This is a genomic window from Noviherbaspirillum pedocola (genome assembly GCF_016632335.1).
GTDB classification, from domain to species: Bacteria; Pseudomonadota; Gammaproteobacteria; order Burkholderiales; family Burkholderiaceae_D; genus Noviherbaspirillum_A; species Noviherbaspirillum_A pedocola.
The window spans coordinates 50,281-66,121 of the sequence record NZ_JAEPBG010000015.1 but is presented as its reverse complement, the minus strand read 5'-3'; the positions used below and the strand labels follow the sequence as shown (position 1 = coordinate 66,121).

Sequence of the window (15,841 nt, the reverse complement as noted above, 5' to 3'; positions counted from 1 at the left end):
AGGCGTCGGCGGTGATGGTTGCGCAGCCGTAACTTCTCTGCACGATAAATTTGCTCAAGCGCTATCTGGCGACCTCAGTTGCTTTTTCAAGCGGCAGCAACGAACAGGCCATTGCACGCTTCGCAGCGCACCTTGATGCCAGACTTGGCCCAGATGGCAGTCTTGCAACCACAGACGTATTTCGTCCGATTGCTCGTGTTTGCCTTCTTCGCCGCACCCGCAGTCGCCGGCCGCTCGACATCGAGGCCAGATTCAATTGGCGGCGCCGAATAGAGCGGAACCGCGCTCTCCACCCCGGCATCGCTACCTGGTGCATACGCTTGCGATGCTTCCATCTCCAGTGTCTCTTCCGGCGCGTTCTCGGCTTGCGCCGGCGACGGCACTGAGATAGGGGAAATCCTCACCGTGGTGTCCGCCGCGAACTCGTATTCCTTCGCCGTCTGCACCGGGAAGCGATCGTACCAGACGATGCCGAATGACGACTGGAGCAGCTCCTTGCAGGCGCGGATGAACAGGCCGTCCGGCAGGATGTAGTGCGACATCTTCTCGCCCGTAGTCTTGCCGCCTGGTGTTCCCGTGTGACTTGGCATGAGCCCGACCGCCTGCATCTTCGCGGCGAACTCCTGGTCGTGGTAGCCGCGGCGGGGCGGGGTGCCGAAATGCTGCTGCCATTGGTGGACCTGCTCGTGCGCGAGCGTGCTGAGCACATCCTCCACCGGCCGCGTCGCGAAGTATTCCGGATTCAGCGCGATCTCGTCGGTGCGGATGTTGTCACGCTTGACGAAGCGCTCATGGCTGAAATACCCCATCGAGCGTGAATTGCGCTGCAGCGTAAACAGGCATCCCGGCAACGCGCCGCCGAACAGCCGCTCGTTGAAGAAATCGTAGGCATGCGATAGCTCGCCGTAGTGTTCCTGAGTTGGTGGGGTCATCTTGCGCATGGCTGTGGATTGTGCAATCCAAATGTCGAGACCCGATTTTATCAATACAAAAACGGTACAGAGAGATGTTTTGTATCCTTTCTGAGTATTTTATGTTGACGTACATAACAGGTAACTTTAAGATGCTCGTCGGAAACAAATTCTGCCGCTTCGGATGGTCCGGCGGCCGCACAACTTCACTACTCAGGAATACCCATGAAAAAGACCCTTCTTACCCTGGCGCTGGCCGCAAGCGCGCTGACCTCCTTCGCTGCGCAGCCGGCCATGGACCCGGAAGCCGCCCAGGTACTGATGAAACTGAAGCAAAGCTATCCGTCCACCACGTTCGGCAATATCGAGAAGTCGCAGCTGCCGGGCGTGTTCGAGGTCACGATGGGCAAGAACATCGCCTACACCGACAAGGATGGCCGCTATTTCCTGTTTGGTTCCGTCTATGACATGCAGACCCGCCAGGACCTGACCGCGCCCAAGCGCGAAGCCCTGAACAAGATCGATGTCTCGAAGCTGCCGCTGGCCGACGCGATTGTCACCAAGCGCGGCAATGGCGCGCGCACCATTTACCTGTTCTCCGACCCGGACTGCCCGTTCTGCAAGCGCCTCGAGCCGGAACTGGCCAAGGTCGACAACGTCACGATCTACACCTTCCTGTTCCCGATCGACTCCCTGCACCCGGATGCGCGCAACAAGGCCGAATCGATCTGGTGCTCGAAGGACCGTTCTGCCAGCTGGAGCAGCGCGATGATCACCGGCCAGTTGCCGGAATCGAAGAAGTGTGCAAACCCGGTCGAGCGCAACGTGGCGCTGGCCGAGAAGCTGAATATCCGTGGCACGCCGTACCTGATGAGTGCCGATGGCCGCTCGCTGCCGGGCGCCGCGCCGGCGGAGAAGATCAACGCCTGGCTCGAAGGCAGCATGTAATGCGACAGGCGCGGGCAACTCTATTGGCCGCGCTCGCCGCGGCCGCCATCGTGCACCCGGTTGCTCACGCCGAGCAGCTGGGCACCTACGGCAATACGTGGGACATCGCCGAGCCAGACGCGGTCGACTCGATCAAGAACCGCCTGAAGAAGATGGACAAGGGCGGCAAGATGAAGCAGTTCTGGGAAGACTACCGCGACAAGCAGCTCGACGGGGTCAACAACCCGCCAGCGGTCGCCGGCATCACGAAGGTCAAGGAAGCCAAGACCTACACTTTCGATCCTACCTATACCTTCGCGGAAACCGTCAAGGACAACCTCGGCAACGTGCTCGTCCCGGCCGGCACCAAGATCAACCCGCTGGACTACACCCAGCTGTCGAAAGCCATTGTGTTCATCGATGGCCGCGACGAAGCGCAAGTCGCCTATGCCAAGCAGCGCACCGACGCCAATCCGAAAGACAAGGTGGTGCTCGTCGGCGGCTCGTACGTGAATCTCACGCGCGAATGGAAGCGCCCGGTGTATTTCGATCAGCGCGGCATCCTGGTCAACCATTTCCATATCAAGCGTGTGCCGTCCGTGCTGACGCAGCGCGGCAAGCTATTGCAGATTGAGGAGTTGGCACTATGAAAAAACAACTGGCGGCATGGCTGCTGGCTGCATGCGCGATGCTGCCCAGCGTCGTGAAAGCGGACGACCTCTGCACCGGCAAATTCCCGAACCTGATCACTGAAGTCTGCTGGTCCTGCGTCTTCCCGATCAAGATGTTCGGCAGCACCACGCTCTACAGCGGCGGGCAGGAGGATTACCAGTCCGGCCCCACGAATGCCATCTGTTCCTGCACCAACGGCGGCACCCCGAAAGTCGGTGTGCCGACCTCGTTCTGGGAAATGGACATGATGACCGATGTGACGGCCACGCCTGGTTGCTTTCCGATGCTGGGCGGCGCGCGGGTCAATATCGGCGTGAACTCGGATGCCTTCGGCACCGACAAGAAGCTCCGGCCGGGCGCGAAGGTGTCCAGCAAAAGCTCCTTCCGGCAGGTCAACCTGTACCTGAATCCGGCAATGTATGTGCTGGGCGCGGTGCTGGATGACGCCTGTCTGGACAATCGCGGCATGGACGTGCCGTGGGTGTCGTTCGCCGATCCGACCCACAACGACGATGAACTGGCCGGCATCCTGACGCCGTATGCCTTCCCGTTCGGTAGCCTTCTCGCCATTGGCGCGAACACGGCCGATGCGGTGGCTGCAACTGCGGGATTCCCGATCAAGGAGATCTTCTGGGCGGCTGGCGCATACGGGCAGATGTACCCGCTCACCGGCAACAACAACAGCCACATGAGCAATGAGCAGTCGGCCCGCCTGCAGACGGCGCGTGTGCTGGCCAAGCTGCACGCGGCTGGTACCCAATGGACCGCCGCCGGCGAGAACGCGATGTGCGGCTACACCCCGCAGATCATCATGGACAAGCGCCAGTACAAGTTCCAGCGCCTGTCGCCGATCCCGCAGACCACGAAAATCAATGGCCACTGCTGCGACCCGATCGGCCGCTCCACCATCCTGTCCGAGTCCGGCACGCAAGCGCCGCTACCCAACATGAGAGATTTTTCCTATGCGATTTTCCGTAAGCGCGATTGCTGCAGCGGCGTCACTCCTACTCCTTAGTCTGGCTGCGCCAGCCGGCGCGCAAGGTCTGCCGTCGGACGCCGAAATCAAGGCGCAGATGGCCAAGCAGCGCTCGGCCACCATGGAAGCGCTGAAGATGGCACCGGGGCAGAGCACTCAAGCGGGCGGCTTCAAAACCGAAGTGCCGAACGTCGCGCCCAAGCCGCAGCGCACCCAGGACCTCGACGCGCTGGTCAAGCAGTATCAGGACGGCAAGCGCGTCGATCTGCCGAAGGATTCCAATGACCTGATCGTCTTTGTGTCGTTCTCGATGCCGCCCGACATCCTCAAGGAGCTGGCGCGGCAGGCAAGGGAGAGCGGCGCGGTGCTGGTGCTGCGCGGCTTCAAGGATGAATCGCTGGCCGAGACGAAGCAGGCGGCACTGATCCTGAACCGGGCTGGCGCGGAATGGGATATCCATCCGGAACTGTTCAAGACGTTCAAGGTGGACAAGGTGCCGACGTTCGCGGTCGCCGCGGCCGGCGCCAGCTCGGTGCTGGAGGAGGGTTGTGCACCGGAGACGAGCTATGCGACCGTCTCCGGAAACATTTCGATCCAGGTGGCGCTGGACACGATCCGCCGCCGTGCAAGCAAGCCAATCGCGGCGCTGGCGGAAGCACGGATCGAGCGCATGCGTCACGCCGCACGTCCCGGATCAGTGGTGAGGTAACCGTGCAGCCGATCCGTTGGTGACGACCCAGACCGGCAACGATGGCACCTATGCGTTCCAGCTCCCGTCCTCGGTACTGAACTTCGTCGTCGAGGTGAGCACGGCGACCGGCGCGATGATGGCTGACGAGGCTACCGGTCAGGACATCGCGCTGCCGGCAGGGATGAAACTGCGCAGCGTCGTGAATCTGGCCGCAGCCGCCACGACCACCTACAAGGCAGCGGTGTCGCCGTTCACGGAAATGGTGGCGCGTGCGGCCGAGAGCGCCGGCGGCGGCAAGTTGACGAGCCAGGCAGTGCAACAGGCGAAAGAGGGCGTGCGCACGCTGCTCGGCTTCGATCCCGAGACGGTGCAGCCGGTCAACGCCAATAGCGACGCGGCTGCCGGCGCCAGCGAAGACGAGAAGAACCAGAGCCTGATGCTCGCGGCGATTTCGCAGATGGCCAAGGACAGCAGCCTGAACTGCGCACAGACCGCGCCGGCCGACCGCATCGCCTGTGTCGTGGACAAGGTCGCCGGTTCGGTGACCATCCAGAACGGCGTCACGGTGCTGGATGCTTCCAGCCAAGCGCCGCTGCGCGACGCGCTCAACGAAGTCGCCAGCGATGCGACGATTAACCATACCGGCAAGACCACCCCCGTTGGCATCCCGCTGGCCGCGCCCGCCTCCACGCCGAACCCGTCCTCCACGGATGCCCAGCCATCGCCGACGCAAGCGCAGCCGGTACCGACCCCGGCCAACCCCGTCGAAGCCGCGAAAGCCTTGTTCGGCAGCCTGCGCACCAACCTGCAATCGATCAATGCCGACAACGCGCTGACCAACACCATCAGCCAGATCAAGACCGATCTGCAAAACGGCGTGGCACCGGCAGGCGGCAATGTCGCGGACACGTTCGCACTGGCCCAAAGCGCGATCGCCTACCTGAATAGCTACCAGGCCAACCCGGCGATGCCGACGTCGCTGATTGTCACGGGCAACGTCGCGCACACCGGCAGCTTCGCGCCCTATGGCCAGCCGATTTCGAATGGCTATGGCAACTGCGAGGTACAGGCTTCGCCGCTGTCCATCACCTGTAACGTGATCACCGACGCTGCTCTGAGCGACCCGAACTATGTCTATGTGCCGCTCGGTCCGCAGACCCAGACCTATCTGAACCGCACCATCACGCTGACCCCGCAGGCCGATGGCATTCATTTCGACTATGCCGCCAGCACGCAAAAGGGATCGGTGACTTACACCTGGGATAACGCCACCCATACCTACGTGAAGGGCGCTCCGATCGTGAATCCGGTCGGTAATGCCGCACAGGGCACGCTGACCTATGCGCAGACGGATGCCAGCCTGGTGCAGCTGTCGCTGCATGGCACGATGCCGGGCCGCTTTGATCACACCGGCGCGGTGATCGATGACAGCGAAAACTGGGACTTCGACGCAACCCGCGCCGATCTGGGCAACAACGTCTACCAGTACAACTTCGGCGGCAAGTTCGCAGCGCTCAAGGGTGGCCAGACGGTTGGCACGATGAATGTGGATCCGTCGTCGCACCTGCGCCTGAACATGGTCAACGGCGTGGTGGCGCAGGACAACGCCAACGAGCTGTATCTGGTGATGAACGGCGGCACCGGCACGACTGGCGCCAACGGCAAGCTCACGCTCTCCCGGACCCAGGCCGACAAGAATGGTCTGTCGCTGATGCCGACGAGCCTGGTCTTCCAGGGCGCGCTGCAAAAGGATGGCGTGACTGTCTTTACCGGGAACGTATCGATCGCACGCCAGAACTATAGCCAGTTCGATACCTTTGCCCCGGTCACCGCGAGCAACTTCCCCGTGGACGCCGCGTTCGTCAGCGGTCAACTGTCGGTGCCGAACCGGCCGAAGATTGGCCTGAACGTGGGCGTGACCCGTCTTGCGATCGACGCGACCAACATGACGGCGCAGTACAACGACGGCACCTCGGTCGTGAATGCCACCGTTACCGCCAGGGCCGGCGCTGCGCCGCTGGTCAAGGTGCAGAGCAGCTCGGGTGTGGCGTTCTCGTTCACCGACACGACGCAGAACGTGGACGTGACCAAGGATGGCGCGACGGTTGCAAAACTGGACCTCGGCAAGGGCATCGTCTACTACGCCGACGGCGCTTACGAGTCGCTGAAATAAGCTTTCAGCTTTCCCCCACGAGCCTGGCGCGCAGCTGCGCCGGGCTTTTTTATCGCCTAAACATGCGTATCCTTTTCCTTTCCTGCCTGCTGGCGAGCGTGACCGCGGCGGCGCAGACGACCGAATCCGGCCCGGTATCGACCAAAGTGCCTGCTTCCGGATGGGCGGCGTACGCGGACGCCGACTGCTGGCGCGCGTATGACGCTTTCCCGTTCAGCCAGCTCGAGGGCGACTGGTCGAAGAACTATTCGCCGCGAAACGGCCGCAACACCTTTTTCCAGCGCGACCATGCGGCCTTCGGTGTGGCAAAGGATGGCTGGCGCCTTGGCTGGGAATTTCGCCAGGATGCCATCCTCCAAGCCGATCGCGCGACGCTGGACGCGGTGCGGCTGTATCGCGAGCGCCAGCGCCCCACTGGCCCGGTGACAGTCCCGCTGCAGGCCGATTACACCGCGCTGCAAGCGCAAGGCATCCGCGTCGGCCGGGAGTTCATGGGCCCGACCATCGCCGGCCGGCCGAGCCGCATCGATATCAGCGGCGCGTTCTACACCGGCCAGAAATACCGCGAAGTGAATGTGTCCGGTTCTGTGAGCTACAGCCAAGCCGACACTTATAGCTTCAACGCCAGTCACCACGACGCCGACACGGGCGCGACCTTTCCTTTCATGAACGGTGACACGAACGCCAAAGGGGCCAGCCTGTCCATCGGGGCGACGCTGCCGTTGACGCAACGGCTCACCCTGCAGGTCCAGGCCGACGATATCTATAGCGGCCTGCGCTGGACGAAGCTGCCGGTGACGGATGAAACGGCCAATTCGAATGTCACCTCGTACGACAGCAATGGCTATGTGAATTACCGGCCGCTCTTGTCCGGGAAGAACCAGCAAGTCGACCGCGACATTTCCTTTCCGCGCTATACCGCGGCTACCTTGTCCTATGATCTGGACAAATGGGGCATGTCTGCACAGGTGGCGCGATATGCGGACGTATATATCCCGACGTTCTCGGTATCGCGGCGCTTTGGCGCGACGACGGTGAAGCTCAATGCGGAAACACGCTTCAACGCGATCGGTATCGGCGTAGACAGCGGCTACTTTCACTTCCTCGCGCAGACCGATACGCTCAACCTGAGCAAATCGAAGTCGCAGCGGATCTCGCTGTCTTTCGCGCTGCCATTCTAGGCAGATCGATAAAATCCACTCTCACATGCGCCCCGGCATTTCCCTGGCCAATCGTCATTCGGATGGCCAGGGGGCAGCTAGACGCAGATCAGCCAGATTTTCTGCAGCTCATTCCGACAAGAACAAGTCCACATACCTTGCCGGAAATGCCGGGCACCGTATGCTTCAATATCGTTGCTGCCAAATCGCGCTCGCCCATCAGAACAAACACCACGGCCAAAGCATAGGCCGCGAAGATCGCGAACCCGACTAGCCGTAAGGACCGGCGCGCAATATCCCAGCGTGCCCAAACGGCATCACAGCATGGAGCCACTGAAGCGCTTTTTTTGCGCCTATGGACGCTCTTTTTATCTGGTTTGTCCTCGTGTGGGCGTCGAGGAAATTGCGGTGAGAGTGTAGAAATTGCCCGTGTGGGCGTTGACGTGGGAATGGAAGAGGAAGGCGGGGATCGGTCACTGTCGGGGTCGCCGTCGCCGGCGCCGTCCCCATCCTCGTCGTCGCCGCCATCTTCTGGAGCGGCATTACCGAGGCCTTCGGAAAGCACCGTGCCTTGGTCCTGACTGGCAGACGTCTCGTAAAGCGCGGTGGCGGACCGGCGTTCATTAAAGACAGCGCGCGTGTCGCGGCTGCGCAGTCGGCCACCGCGCCCCTCCAAAATATCCCGTGCAAAATCGAGATAGGCCTTACCCATCGGTTGGGCATTCCTGTGATGATTTTGTTGGTTCATATCCTGACTTTGTGGTTAGGCGAAGATGCGCCATATTGCAATCAATGGCGCAGGCAATTTTAAACTATTGCCTACCTAGAGATCCGCTAAAGCTAGCGCCTGCTTCACCCATGAATACCGTCCCGTACGCGAAGTTTTGTACGACTTAAAAGAGAAACCCCGGCTTCGCATGTGCGAAAACCGGGGCGGAGGAGGTTCGGATCAGGCAGAGCGGGCTCCCTGGTCCATCAGACGGCTGCGTGTGGCGAGCCACTCACGGGTATCCATCGTTTCGCTCCAGTTGGAGACGGTCCTGCCATTGATCCAGTGGCGAAAGGCCACGCGATACACGTTGGGTTTGACGGAAGGCACAGCGGTGTACTCGTACTCATTGAAGCCGTTGCCGTCGATGTTGATGACGGAGACGGTCTGGACGTTAAACAGCCAGTTGTAGAAGTCGCAGATCATCCGTACGGCGAGGATCAGCGAGACGAGCGCGAGCTGGCGGGCTTTCAGGACAGCGTTGTACAACATGGGGTTTCTCCTGGTTGGTGCCGAAACGGCGTTTGCGATACCAGGAGATGTCGAACACCGAAGTGGAAGACTTTTCAGCTCAAACGGTGAGAATCTACAGGGACTGTCCCGGCGGGAAAGCAAGTTCGCGAGTGACCCTGATTCACCATACAACAGGGGACGGACCCAGATAGTGACGGAAAGAAATCATCCTCTGTAGAATCATTCTATTTCCATTCCGGAACATTGAAATCCGATTTTAAAAGGACACACGCGGTGCTCGACCAGTTTCAAGCTTGGCTAGAAGAAGTTCAGAAAAGTGCAGTTGACTATAAGGTGACAACAGCCAAGGAGCGCGGCATTGCCAATTGGAAGAAGGTAATTTGGACGTCGCCCATGAAGAACGCAGCGATCAAGGCGAAATTCTCTGAGATGGCAGGGAAGGTGGGTATGCCCGGTCGAGACCAGATCAAGTGTCGGCCTTCCAGAAAGGCCGGCGAATGGCTTTATGACTTGGTCTGGAGAAGATTCGACCAGGAAGGCAATCTTGTTGAGGTAATTCTAGCCATGGAAATTGAGGTCTCATACATGCAGGAATGTACAAAGCGGTATGACTTCAACAAACTTCTTCAGGCTGATTCCTCCTACAAGGTTTTTGTGTTCCAACAGAAGACGAAAGAAGACGTTGAGGCGGGGTTGCAGCGTTTGAAGTCTGCAGCCGCGCAGTATCGTTTCCGGTCTGATTCAGAGTTTCTCCTGTGTGGCTGGTCGACACTCAAAAACGAGTTCATCTTCGATCGATTCCATGCACGAAGAGAGGCGGACCTGGTAAGTTGACAGCGTTCTCTGACACCCAAAAATATTGCAGATAGGGACGGGGTGGAAACGCGCTATCTCTCCCTGCCATGGAACAAATGCCGAGGCATTCCCGGAGCCTTATGCACACTCGAGAGATTGATCGAATCCGGTTCAGACGACAGCTAAGCGGGTCGACAGAATCTCTTTACCATTGCCTTCCTGAGCCAAAAATGCTTGGAGCGGATGCCGGAAGTCTTGAGGGCTTCGGCGTCCGTTAATCCAGCAAGATGGTCGATGAACTGCGCGGCCTGTTCATCGATTGATGCGTATTGTTTGTTGGCGCAGATCGCATCCTTGCCTTGTCCCCAGAGCGTATCCATCGGATTGAGCTCGGGTGCCCGCTTCGGCAGCCATAACAGCTGGATACCGAGTTCTGCGGCCACGGCTTGGGAAGACAGGGCCGTATGGCTGCTATCACTATCCAACAGCAAGGTCACCTGCCAACCCCGGTATTGCCGGTGCAACTGGTGCAGGAACGCTTGGAAGTCGTCAGCCCGCTGTCGGTACCGGAGTTGGAACACGCGGTGGCCGGTGGCCAGGTTCATGCAGCCAAAGACGGTGCGCCGCGCATTCCAGCCAGTGAGCAGCACCCGCGCCGGCACCCCGCGCGGTGACCACATGGCGCGCAGCGGTGGGAAGAGCAGCAGATCGGTTTCATCCTCCACCAGCACGACACTGCGCGGCGGTAAGTTGCCAAGCACGCGCCGGATACGAGACTTTTTTTTCGCGCTGAGCATCGGCCGCCAACACGTAGCGCGGTCGCTTCCACACATAGCCCAGACGATGCAGCACCCGCCTGACCGTCGCATCACAAAATGCCTGGTTCAGATGCTGCCGCAACTGGTCCTGGAGTAATGACACCGTCCAATGCGTGGCGTGATACCCGCACTGTGCCGGCGGCATCTGCAGCAACTCCTGCAGGAAGGCGTCCACCGTGCGGTCCGCACGGCGTGGCCGTCCGCGATGGACGCGATCTGCCAGAGCCGTGCATTGCCCCGCATGGCGATAACGGGTGACCCAATTGTGAATGCTCTGGCGCGTCACATGCAGCGCCGCAGCGACTTCGTTCACGGGTTTGCCTCGCCCGCATTCCAGCACAGCAAGGCTGCGCCGATACTGCCGTACATCATGCGTACGGCGCAGTGTTTCCACCAGTCGGCGCTCTTGCGCCCTGGTCAACCTGAATTCGCTCATGGCGCGCTCCTCTTGCCGTGGCCATAAACCAGTCTAGGTCAAAATCTTTATATCGCCATGCTTAGAGGCATTGCGGCTCAATGAACAGATATGCCAGGCCGATTCTTGCGATAGCACCCTACTAACAGCGTTATTTTGTTGAGCACTCCAGATTGAGGAGCTCTCTTACAGTGGCCACCGATCGCGCAAGGTACTAAGGTCATTACGGAGTACGTTCACAGAGTCGAGGACTTGCTTCAATTGTTCAAGTGAGTAGCCAACCGATCTCTGGTTTGGCGATGTAGGCATTCCGATCACGTTGACGACCCGCTCGACAGTCGTATCAACTCCCCAACGGCCGTGAATAAGCTCATTGCGCAATTTGCGCAGTGTATCGGCTTGATCGAGCCAGCCAGTGTAAGCGGTGTGGCCCTTCGAACCTGCGGGAAGCAGTTGGTCGACAGATTCGCGAAGAAACCCTAAACGTTCGTTGAAGGTGGAATATTCGTGCTTGCGCGTGAGCTGCTCAAGGAGTGCGCCGCCCTCAATCCAAACGATACACAGCCCGAGTTCCATCTCAAGGCGTGAAAACTCGAACAGAATTCTTCCGAGGATGGTTGCCGCTTTCTCTTCGGTGTCGCTATTACAGGAATGCATCAGTACTGAGGAATGATTGACAGACGTTTCTTCTATGCCTTGCTCGGGACTTCAGTGCGCGGCTACCGCCGTCTTCCGCCCTCAAAGCTGCCAGGCAGACGGGCGGGCGAGTCCAGCATATCCAGATAGGGACGCCGTTTCGATTTCTTCTTGGGCGCAGAAGGCTCTGTGGGACGTTTCGGCGTTTGAACGACTCGGGCCGTGCCACGATGGCTTTTGATGTAGTGAGCTAATGTCTGATGAGCGGGGGCGGGCGAATCGGACTTTATGAACTTCAGAGCGCCGTCTACGAATTTGGGAGTGCGTCTAATGCGATCACAGGCGTATTGAAGCACCCCGTTATAGCAGGAGGACTCTTGGATGGCGCCAAGGAGATTGGAGATAAAAGTTGTATCGCGGTGAGCATCATAATGTTCGATTGCGCCTTCAAGGGCTTCCACGAAGGCGCGCGACACAGCAATCTTATCGAAATCGAGCAGCTCGCCGATATCGGGATCTGCCTTAAATCGCTGCAATTTCTCGATGTACTTTTGCGGATTCACTTGCCTGCTCGACTGTTCTATATCTACTTTTCTCGCTGCCTCATGCGAGATGTGATTGTTTCATATAAGGAATGCGATCTGCTAGTGGCAGCAAGTAATTACCGCAAACCCAGCGCGCATAATCTTTGGAAGTAAATGCAACAATCTATCCATCCCACCCACCACCCCATATCGCCCCTCCGACCACCTCCCGAGCGATCCGACCGCCGACCGCCACCTCCTTTTCCTCCCTTTTATCCTTTCCCCCTTTCTTTTCTTTCTGGCGCAAGCGCCAGCCCCGCATGCCACGCCACCGTCCGACCGCCCGCCGCTCCGGCTAGGTCCCTGCTGAGTTCTTTTTTTCCTTTTGATCCTCGCCACCTCGATCCCTGCCAGGTTGCCTCATACCCCGGCTTCGCCGACCTGCTGGCGCTTTGTCCTCGCTGCGTACCGACCGCCTGCCTCATGGCTACGGTCCTCTGCATCCCCTTTTTTCTTTTTATGTCCATTATGGCGTGGGCGCTGCGGGGAGGATGGCCGCACAAGGGGCTTTGAATGGTCGATAAGAGATAGCAAGATTCCATGCGGAGGAGGTCGATAGGGGTATGTTTGGGGTTGGTTGGGGTGATGGATAGATTGTTGCAATCTTGTCTCTACCTCCCCTGTTACTGTATGCTTGGACAGTAACGACAGATCAGGGAAGAAGCCATAAAGACAGGGCGGCTGCGCCGCCCGGCTTGCAAAGGAGGGCCATACATTGGATATGACAACGCGCGGTTTATATGACCACCCGGACGGCTGGCGCCGCGAGCCGATCATGGCCTTCGCCGAGTTCGTCGCCTCCAGCGAATATCTGGAGCACGGCCGCCGCCCACCAGCCAAAGACGCCGACCAGAAAAAGCGGCCGCTGCGCGATTCCACCCGCAAGAACCTCGTCCACATGTTTGGCAAGTTCGTGCGCTGGATGGCCGGCGAGAGCGTGAATCTGTTTTCCGTCACGCCGGAACACATCCTGCGTTTTCTCGACGCCCAGGTCACCGGCCGCGGCAAGGGCGACAAGGATATGGTCAGCACCATCCGCGAGCGCCATGTGCGCTTGCTCGAGCGCGTCTACCGCCATCTGGAGGTCATCCCGAATCCGGCGTCGATCGCCGTCCACGGCATCTATCGCGGCGAACAGAAGGACGCCGCCGGCGTCGACAAGCCGACCGTCGCGCTGACGACTGAACAGGAAGAAGCTTTCCTGCGCGCGCTGCCAGGCGAGCCGAGCGATCCGAAGCAGAACTGGAAGCGCCGTCGCGATCGCGCCATGCTGGCGCTGGCCATCGGCGCCGGCCTGAAAGTCTCCGAGATCGCCGGCCTGTATATCGAGAATATCGGCAAGCCCATGACCGACGGCTCCATCACCATCACCGTCAATCCGGCCGCGTCCGACGGCACCAGCCTGCCGCATGACACCATCCTGCGCAAAGCATACGTCGGCTTCCTGCAGCCGTGGTTGAAGGAACGCGCCGGCCTCGATGTGCCGGGCAAATTGCTTTTCCCTGCGGCGTTACGAAAGAACGAGAAGATCGACCGTGTCACGCTGTATCGCCATATCAAGGCGACGTTCGAGCGCGCCGGCATGGTGTCCGTCGACCACCAGGGCGGCCGCACGCTGCGCAATACCTTCGCCGTGCGTGAGCTGGCGCAGGGAACCACGCTGGAGCAGCTGTACGATCTGATGGGCCACCGCGATATCAAGACCACCGAGATCTTTGTCGGCCTGGTGAATAAATACCGCCCGGTGGCGCGACAGGCCTGACTCCCCGCATAATCGGCAGGGTCATACCATCCGCAGCGGCAAGCTGCTTCACCGATAAGGGCGTCATGGGACCGTACGAAAGAAAGCTGAACGAACTGGTGGCCGTCACCAATTCACTGCAAGGAACGGGCGGCAGCCGGGCGCTGAAGGCGATCATCAAGGATCTCAACGGCCACGGTCCGATTTCGGAACTGCTCTATACCTTGGACAGGGAAAATTTCGACAGGGTGATCGACCTGCTGGTGGAATTTCGCAACCGCGGCAGAGAGGAAGCGTTCAACGACCTGCACGAAGAGGCCGTCAAGCGGCTGAAATAGATTGCGCGTGTGCCGCGGCGAAGCTTACGCGGCCCATTCCGGCATGTGCCGGCGGCGATCCCGGGCGATCCGGAAAGAGACCGTCAGCGGACGGTGCTCTGCCTTGTGCAGCCGGACAGCGAGCATGACATCTGAGAGAAAGTTCAGCATGACCTACCTCCGCAAGTGATGTGCAATTGACAACACAATCCTATAGCCACGCGACAATACCCGCAAGCACATCGCATTTGAGACAGATCTAGAATTCCAGATGATCGAGGGTGCTCGTTTCCGCAGCGTCGATAGCAGCGAAGTGCGCCCGTTGCAGGCGCTCGATCTCGGCGGCGATCAAAGCGCCAGCGATCACGAGCTGGCGCATCCGGGTATTCCTTGCCAACAGGTCCTGCGGCCATTCTGCGGGCCATTGCTGGACAGGCTGGTCGATACCAGGCAGCGTGACCTTGGCGCTTCCCAGCGCAAAGCAGGCGGCCGCCGCTGCCAGTTCTCCGGCGGCGTGCTGATCGTCATGGCTGGCGTCATAGCCCATGGCGAGTTGGAGGGGCGGCCGGGATTCGTGTTTTTTTCGCCAAAGTTAAGTTAAGTCGATGATCTAAAAGGAGAATCCGGATTTTCGATTTCCACTCGGCGATATAAATCTCCGCACCAGCAACTCCCGTGTTACGACGGTTGCGTGGTGACTGAGCCGCTGAAGTCGCTCGCTTTCTGCCCGGACGCCTGCACGCGCTGCTCGAGGGCGCCGCGTTCTTGCAGCCAGGCCGCCTTTTCCTCGGCCAGTTGACTAGCGCGTTCATCGGCACGGCGCAGCTGCTCACCCAGCATTTCGTTCTCGCGCACCTTGCCGGCCATTTCGACGCGCACGTCCGCCAGCTGCTGCCGCATGGCGTCGAGCTGCGTAATCATGTGTTCTTTCGCGGCTGTCTCGTCTTCGAGGCGGCCGGCCAGCCGATCGCGTGCCGTGCTAGCCGCCGCCAACTCTGCCTGCGCGGCGCGCAATGCCTGCGCAGAGCGCTCCTGCTCGGCGGTCAGATGGGCGATCGTCGCCTGCTGCGCGGCGACGTGGCGCTGGGCGCCGGCTAGGTCCTGTTCCAGGCGCGCGATGCGCCGCTCGTATCCTTGACGCTCCTCGGCCCGTTGCGCCGCGGTCGCTTCATGGTAGTGCTCGAATTGAGCTCTCGCCTGCGACAGCAGGCGGTCGAGCGTGTCCACTTCTGCCGCGCGATCGGCGAGACGCTGCTGCAGGCCGGCGTTTTCCGCCTCGACCGTGGCCAGCGTTACGCTCTGCGCATGGTGGCGTTCCTGCAGTTGCGCCAGTGCTTGCCGCGTGTGCGCCAGATCCTCGGTCAGCGCTGCATTCGTCGTGCGTGCCGCCCCGCATTCGGTGCGCAGCTTCTCCTCGCGCTCGGCAGCCGCGCACAGTGCGTCGTCATGCGCCTGCCGCGCCTGTTTGAGGCGCTGTGCGAACTCGTCCTCCATGTGCTGGTACAGTCCCTTGACGGCGGCCAGGAGCGACGGCGGCAGACCTGCTTCGACTTGCTCAATCTCGCTTTGGTGCTCGGTCTTCCATCTCTTCAGCAGCGGCGTGATCGTGCTCTTGCTGCCGGTGCGGCCGAGCGCCTCGCGCACGCCGTCAACGGTCGGGTTCTTGCCGTCAGCGGCTAGTTGGGCGGCGGCTTTCGCAACGTCTGAATAGAGGATGCCAGCACGAGCCATGGTTGCGTCTCCATTAGATAAGATACCGTAATACGTACAATGTAATACTAC

The 15,841-nt window shown here is 60.1% G+C and carries 19 protein-coding genes; 9 read left to right on the top strand and 10 right to left on the bottom strand.

Annotated features, from left to right (window positions below; all coding sequences use genetic code 11):
* Nucleotides 1-86 precede the first annotated feature (86 nt).
* Nucleotides 87-932, bottom strand: coding sequence for a SprT-like domain-containing protein (locus JJB74_RS24930; RefSeq protein WP_234484837.1), 846 nt, complete (start codon nt 930-932; stop codon nt 87-89).
* Between the two features lie 204 nt (nt 933-1,136).
* Between JJB74_RS24930 and JJB74_RS24925 the strand changes: the two genes are divergently transcribed.
* From JJB74_RS24925 to JJB74_RS24900, 6 genes are all read left to right on the top strand, one after another.
* Nucleotides 1,137-1,859 carry a DsbC family protein gene (locus JJB74_RS24925; RefSeq protein ID WP_200596528.1) on the top strand — a complete coding sequence of 241 codons (723 nt, stop codon included), beginning with the start codon at nt 1,137-1,139 and terminating at the stop codon, nt 1,857-1,859.
* Nucleotides 1,859-2,488: a type-F conjugative transfer system protein TraW gene (gene traW / locus JJB74_RS24920; protein WP_200596527.1), complete on the top strand. Its 630-nt coding sequence runs from the start codon at nt 1,859-1,861 to the stop codon at nt 2,486-2,488. Before JJB74_RS24925 ends, traW begins: the two co-directional genes overlap by 1 nt.
* The gene (locus tag JJB74_RS24915; RefSeq protein ID WP_200596525.1) at nt 2,485-3,525 is read left to right on the top strand and encodes a TraU family protein; all 1,041 of its coding nucleotides are present in this window, start codon (nt 2,485-2,487) and stop codon (nt 3,523-3,525) included. The genes traW and JJB74_RS24915 overlap by 4 nt, the downstream gene beginning before the upstream one ends.
* Entirely contained in the window at nt 3,473-4,195 is a 723-nt protein-coding gene (trbC, locus tag JJB74_RS24910) for a type-F conjugative transfer system pilin assembly protein TrbC (protein ID WP_200596523.1), read from the top strand. The genes JJB74_RS24915 and trbC overlap by 53 nt, the downstream gene beginning before the upstream one ends.
* Before the next feature lie 19 nt (nt 4,196-4,214).
* Entirely contained in the window at nt 4,215-6,350 is a 2,136-nt protein-coding gene (locus JJB74_RS24905; protein WP_200596522.1) for a hypothetical protein, read from the top strand.
* A 62-nt stretch (nt 6,351-6,412) separates the two neighbouring features.
* Complete coding sequence (locus tag JJB74_RS24900) at nt 6,413-7,531, top strand: hypothetical protein (RefSeq protein ID WP_200596520.1); 1,119 nt, start codon at nt 6,413-6,415, stop codon at nt 7,529-7,531.
* Between the two features lie 88 nt (nt 7,532-7,619).
* Here the strand turns inward: JJB74_RS24900 and JJB74_RS24895 are convergent, their stop codons facing one another.
* Together JJB74_RS24895 and JJB74_RS24890 are read right to left on the bottom strand one after the other, a co-directional pair.
* Nucleotides 7,620-8,258 carry a hypothetical protein gene (locus JJB74_RS24895; protein WP_200596518.1) on the bottom strand — a complete coding sequence of 213 codons (639 nt, stop codon included), beginning with the start codon at nt 8,256-8,258 and terminating at the stop codon, nt 7,620-7,622.
* 201 nt (nt 8,259-8,459) lie between these two features.
* Entirely contained in the window at nt 8,460-8,771 is a 312-nt protein-coding gene (locus JJB74_RS24890; protein ID WP_200596516.1) for a hypothetical protein, read from the bottom strand.
* A gap of 255 nt (nt 8,772-9,026) precedes the next feature.
* Between JJB74_RS24890 and JJB74_RS24885 the strand changes: the two genes are divergently transcribed.
* Nucleotides 9,027-9,587 carry a hypothetical protein gene (locus JJB74_RS24885; protein ID WP_200596514.1) on the top strand — a complete coding sequence of 187 codons (561 nt, stop codon included), beginning with the start codon at nt 9,027-9,029 and terminating at the stop codon, nt 9,585-9,587.
* Between the two features lie 143 nt (nt 9,588-9,730).
* Here JJB74_RS24885 and JJB74_RS24880 read toward each other — a convergent pair whose 3' ends face one another.
* From JJB74_RS24880 to JJB74_RS24865, 4 genes are all read right to left on the bottom strand, one after another.
* Nucleotides 9,731-10,345, bottom strand: a complete 615-nt coding sequence (locus JJB74_RS24880; protein WP_200596512.1) for a transposase — start codon at nt 10,343-10,345, stop codon at nt 9,731-9,733.
* On the bottom strand, nt 10,263-10,802 hold the full coding sequence (locus JJB74_RS24875; protein WP_200596509.1) for a helix-turn-helix domain-containing protein: 540 nt from the start codon (nt 10,800-10,802) through the stop codon (nt 10,263-10,265). The genes JJB74_RS24880 and JJB74_RS24875 overlap by 83 nt, the downstream gene beginning before the upstream one ends.
* 165 nt (nt 10,803-10,967) lie before the next feature.
* Nucleotides 10,968-11,438, bottom strand: coding sequence for a hypothetical protein (locus JJB74_RS24870; RefSeq protein ID WP_200596506.1), 471 nt, complete (start codon nt 11,436-11,438; stop codon nt 10,968-10,970).
* 62 nt (nt 11,439-11,500) lie between these two features.
* Nucleotides 11,501-11,980, bottom strand: a complete 480-nt coding sequence (locus tag JJB74_RS24865; RefSeq protein WP_200596503.1) for a hypothetical protein — start codon at nt 11,978-11,980, stop codon at nt 11,501-11,503.
* A 742-nt stretch (nt 11,981-12,722) separates the two neighbouring features.
* Between JJB74_RS24865 and JJB74_RS24860 the strand changes: the two genes are divergently transcribed.
* The gene (locus JJB74_RS24860) at nt 12,723-13,763 is read left to right on the top strand and encodes a tyrosine-type recombinase/integrase (RefSeq protein WP_234484845.1); all 1,041 of its coding nucleotides are present in this window, start codon (nt 12,723-12,725) and stop codon (nt 13,761-13,763) included.
* Between the two features lie 65 nt (nt 13,764-13,828).
* The gene (locus JJB74_RS24855; RefSeq protein ID WP_200596497.1) at nt 13,829-14,080 is read left to right on the top strand and encodes a hypothetical protein; all 252 of its coding nucleotides are present in this window, start codon (nt 13,829-13,831) and stop codon (nt 14,078-14,080) included.
* A gap of 24 nt (nt 14,081-14,104) precedes the next feature.
* On the opposite strand, the gene JJB74_RS33730 is transcribed toward JJB74_RS24855, so the two are convergent.
* The 3 genes from JJB74_RS33730 to JJB74_RS24845 form a co-directional block, all read right to left on the bottom strand.
* Nucleotides 14,105-14,230, bottom strand: a complete 126-nt coding sequence (locus tag JJB74_RS33730; RefSeq protein WP_267913190.1) for a hypothetical protein — start codon at nt 14,228-14,230, stop codon at nt 14,105-14,107.
* 88 nt (nt 14,231-14,318) lie between these two features.
* Nucleotides 14,319-14,606, bottom strand: coding sequence for a hypothetical protein (locus JJB74_RS24850; RefSeq protein ID WP_200596494.1), 288 nt, complete (start codon nt 14,604-14,606; stop codon nt 14,319-14,321).
* A gap of 131 nt (nt 14,607-14,737) precedes the next feature.
* Nucleotides 14,738-15,790 carry a DNA-binding protein gene (locus JJB74_RS24845; RefSeq protein ID WP_200596492.1) on the bottom strand — a complete coding sequence of 351 codons (1,053 nt, stop codon included), beginning with the start codon at nt 15,788-15,790 and terminating at the stop codon, nt 14,738-14,740.
* Nucleotides 15,791-15,841 lie beyond the last annotated feature (51 nt).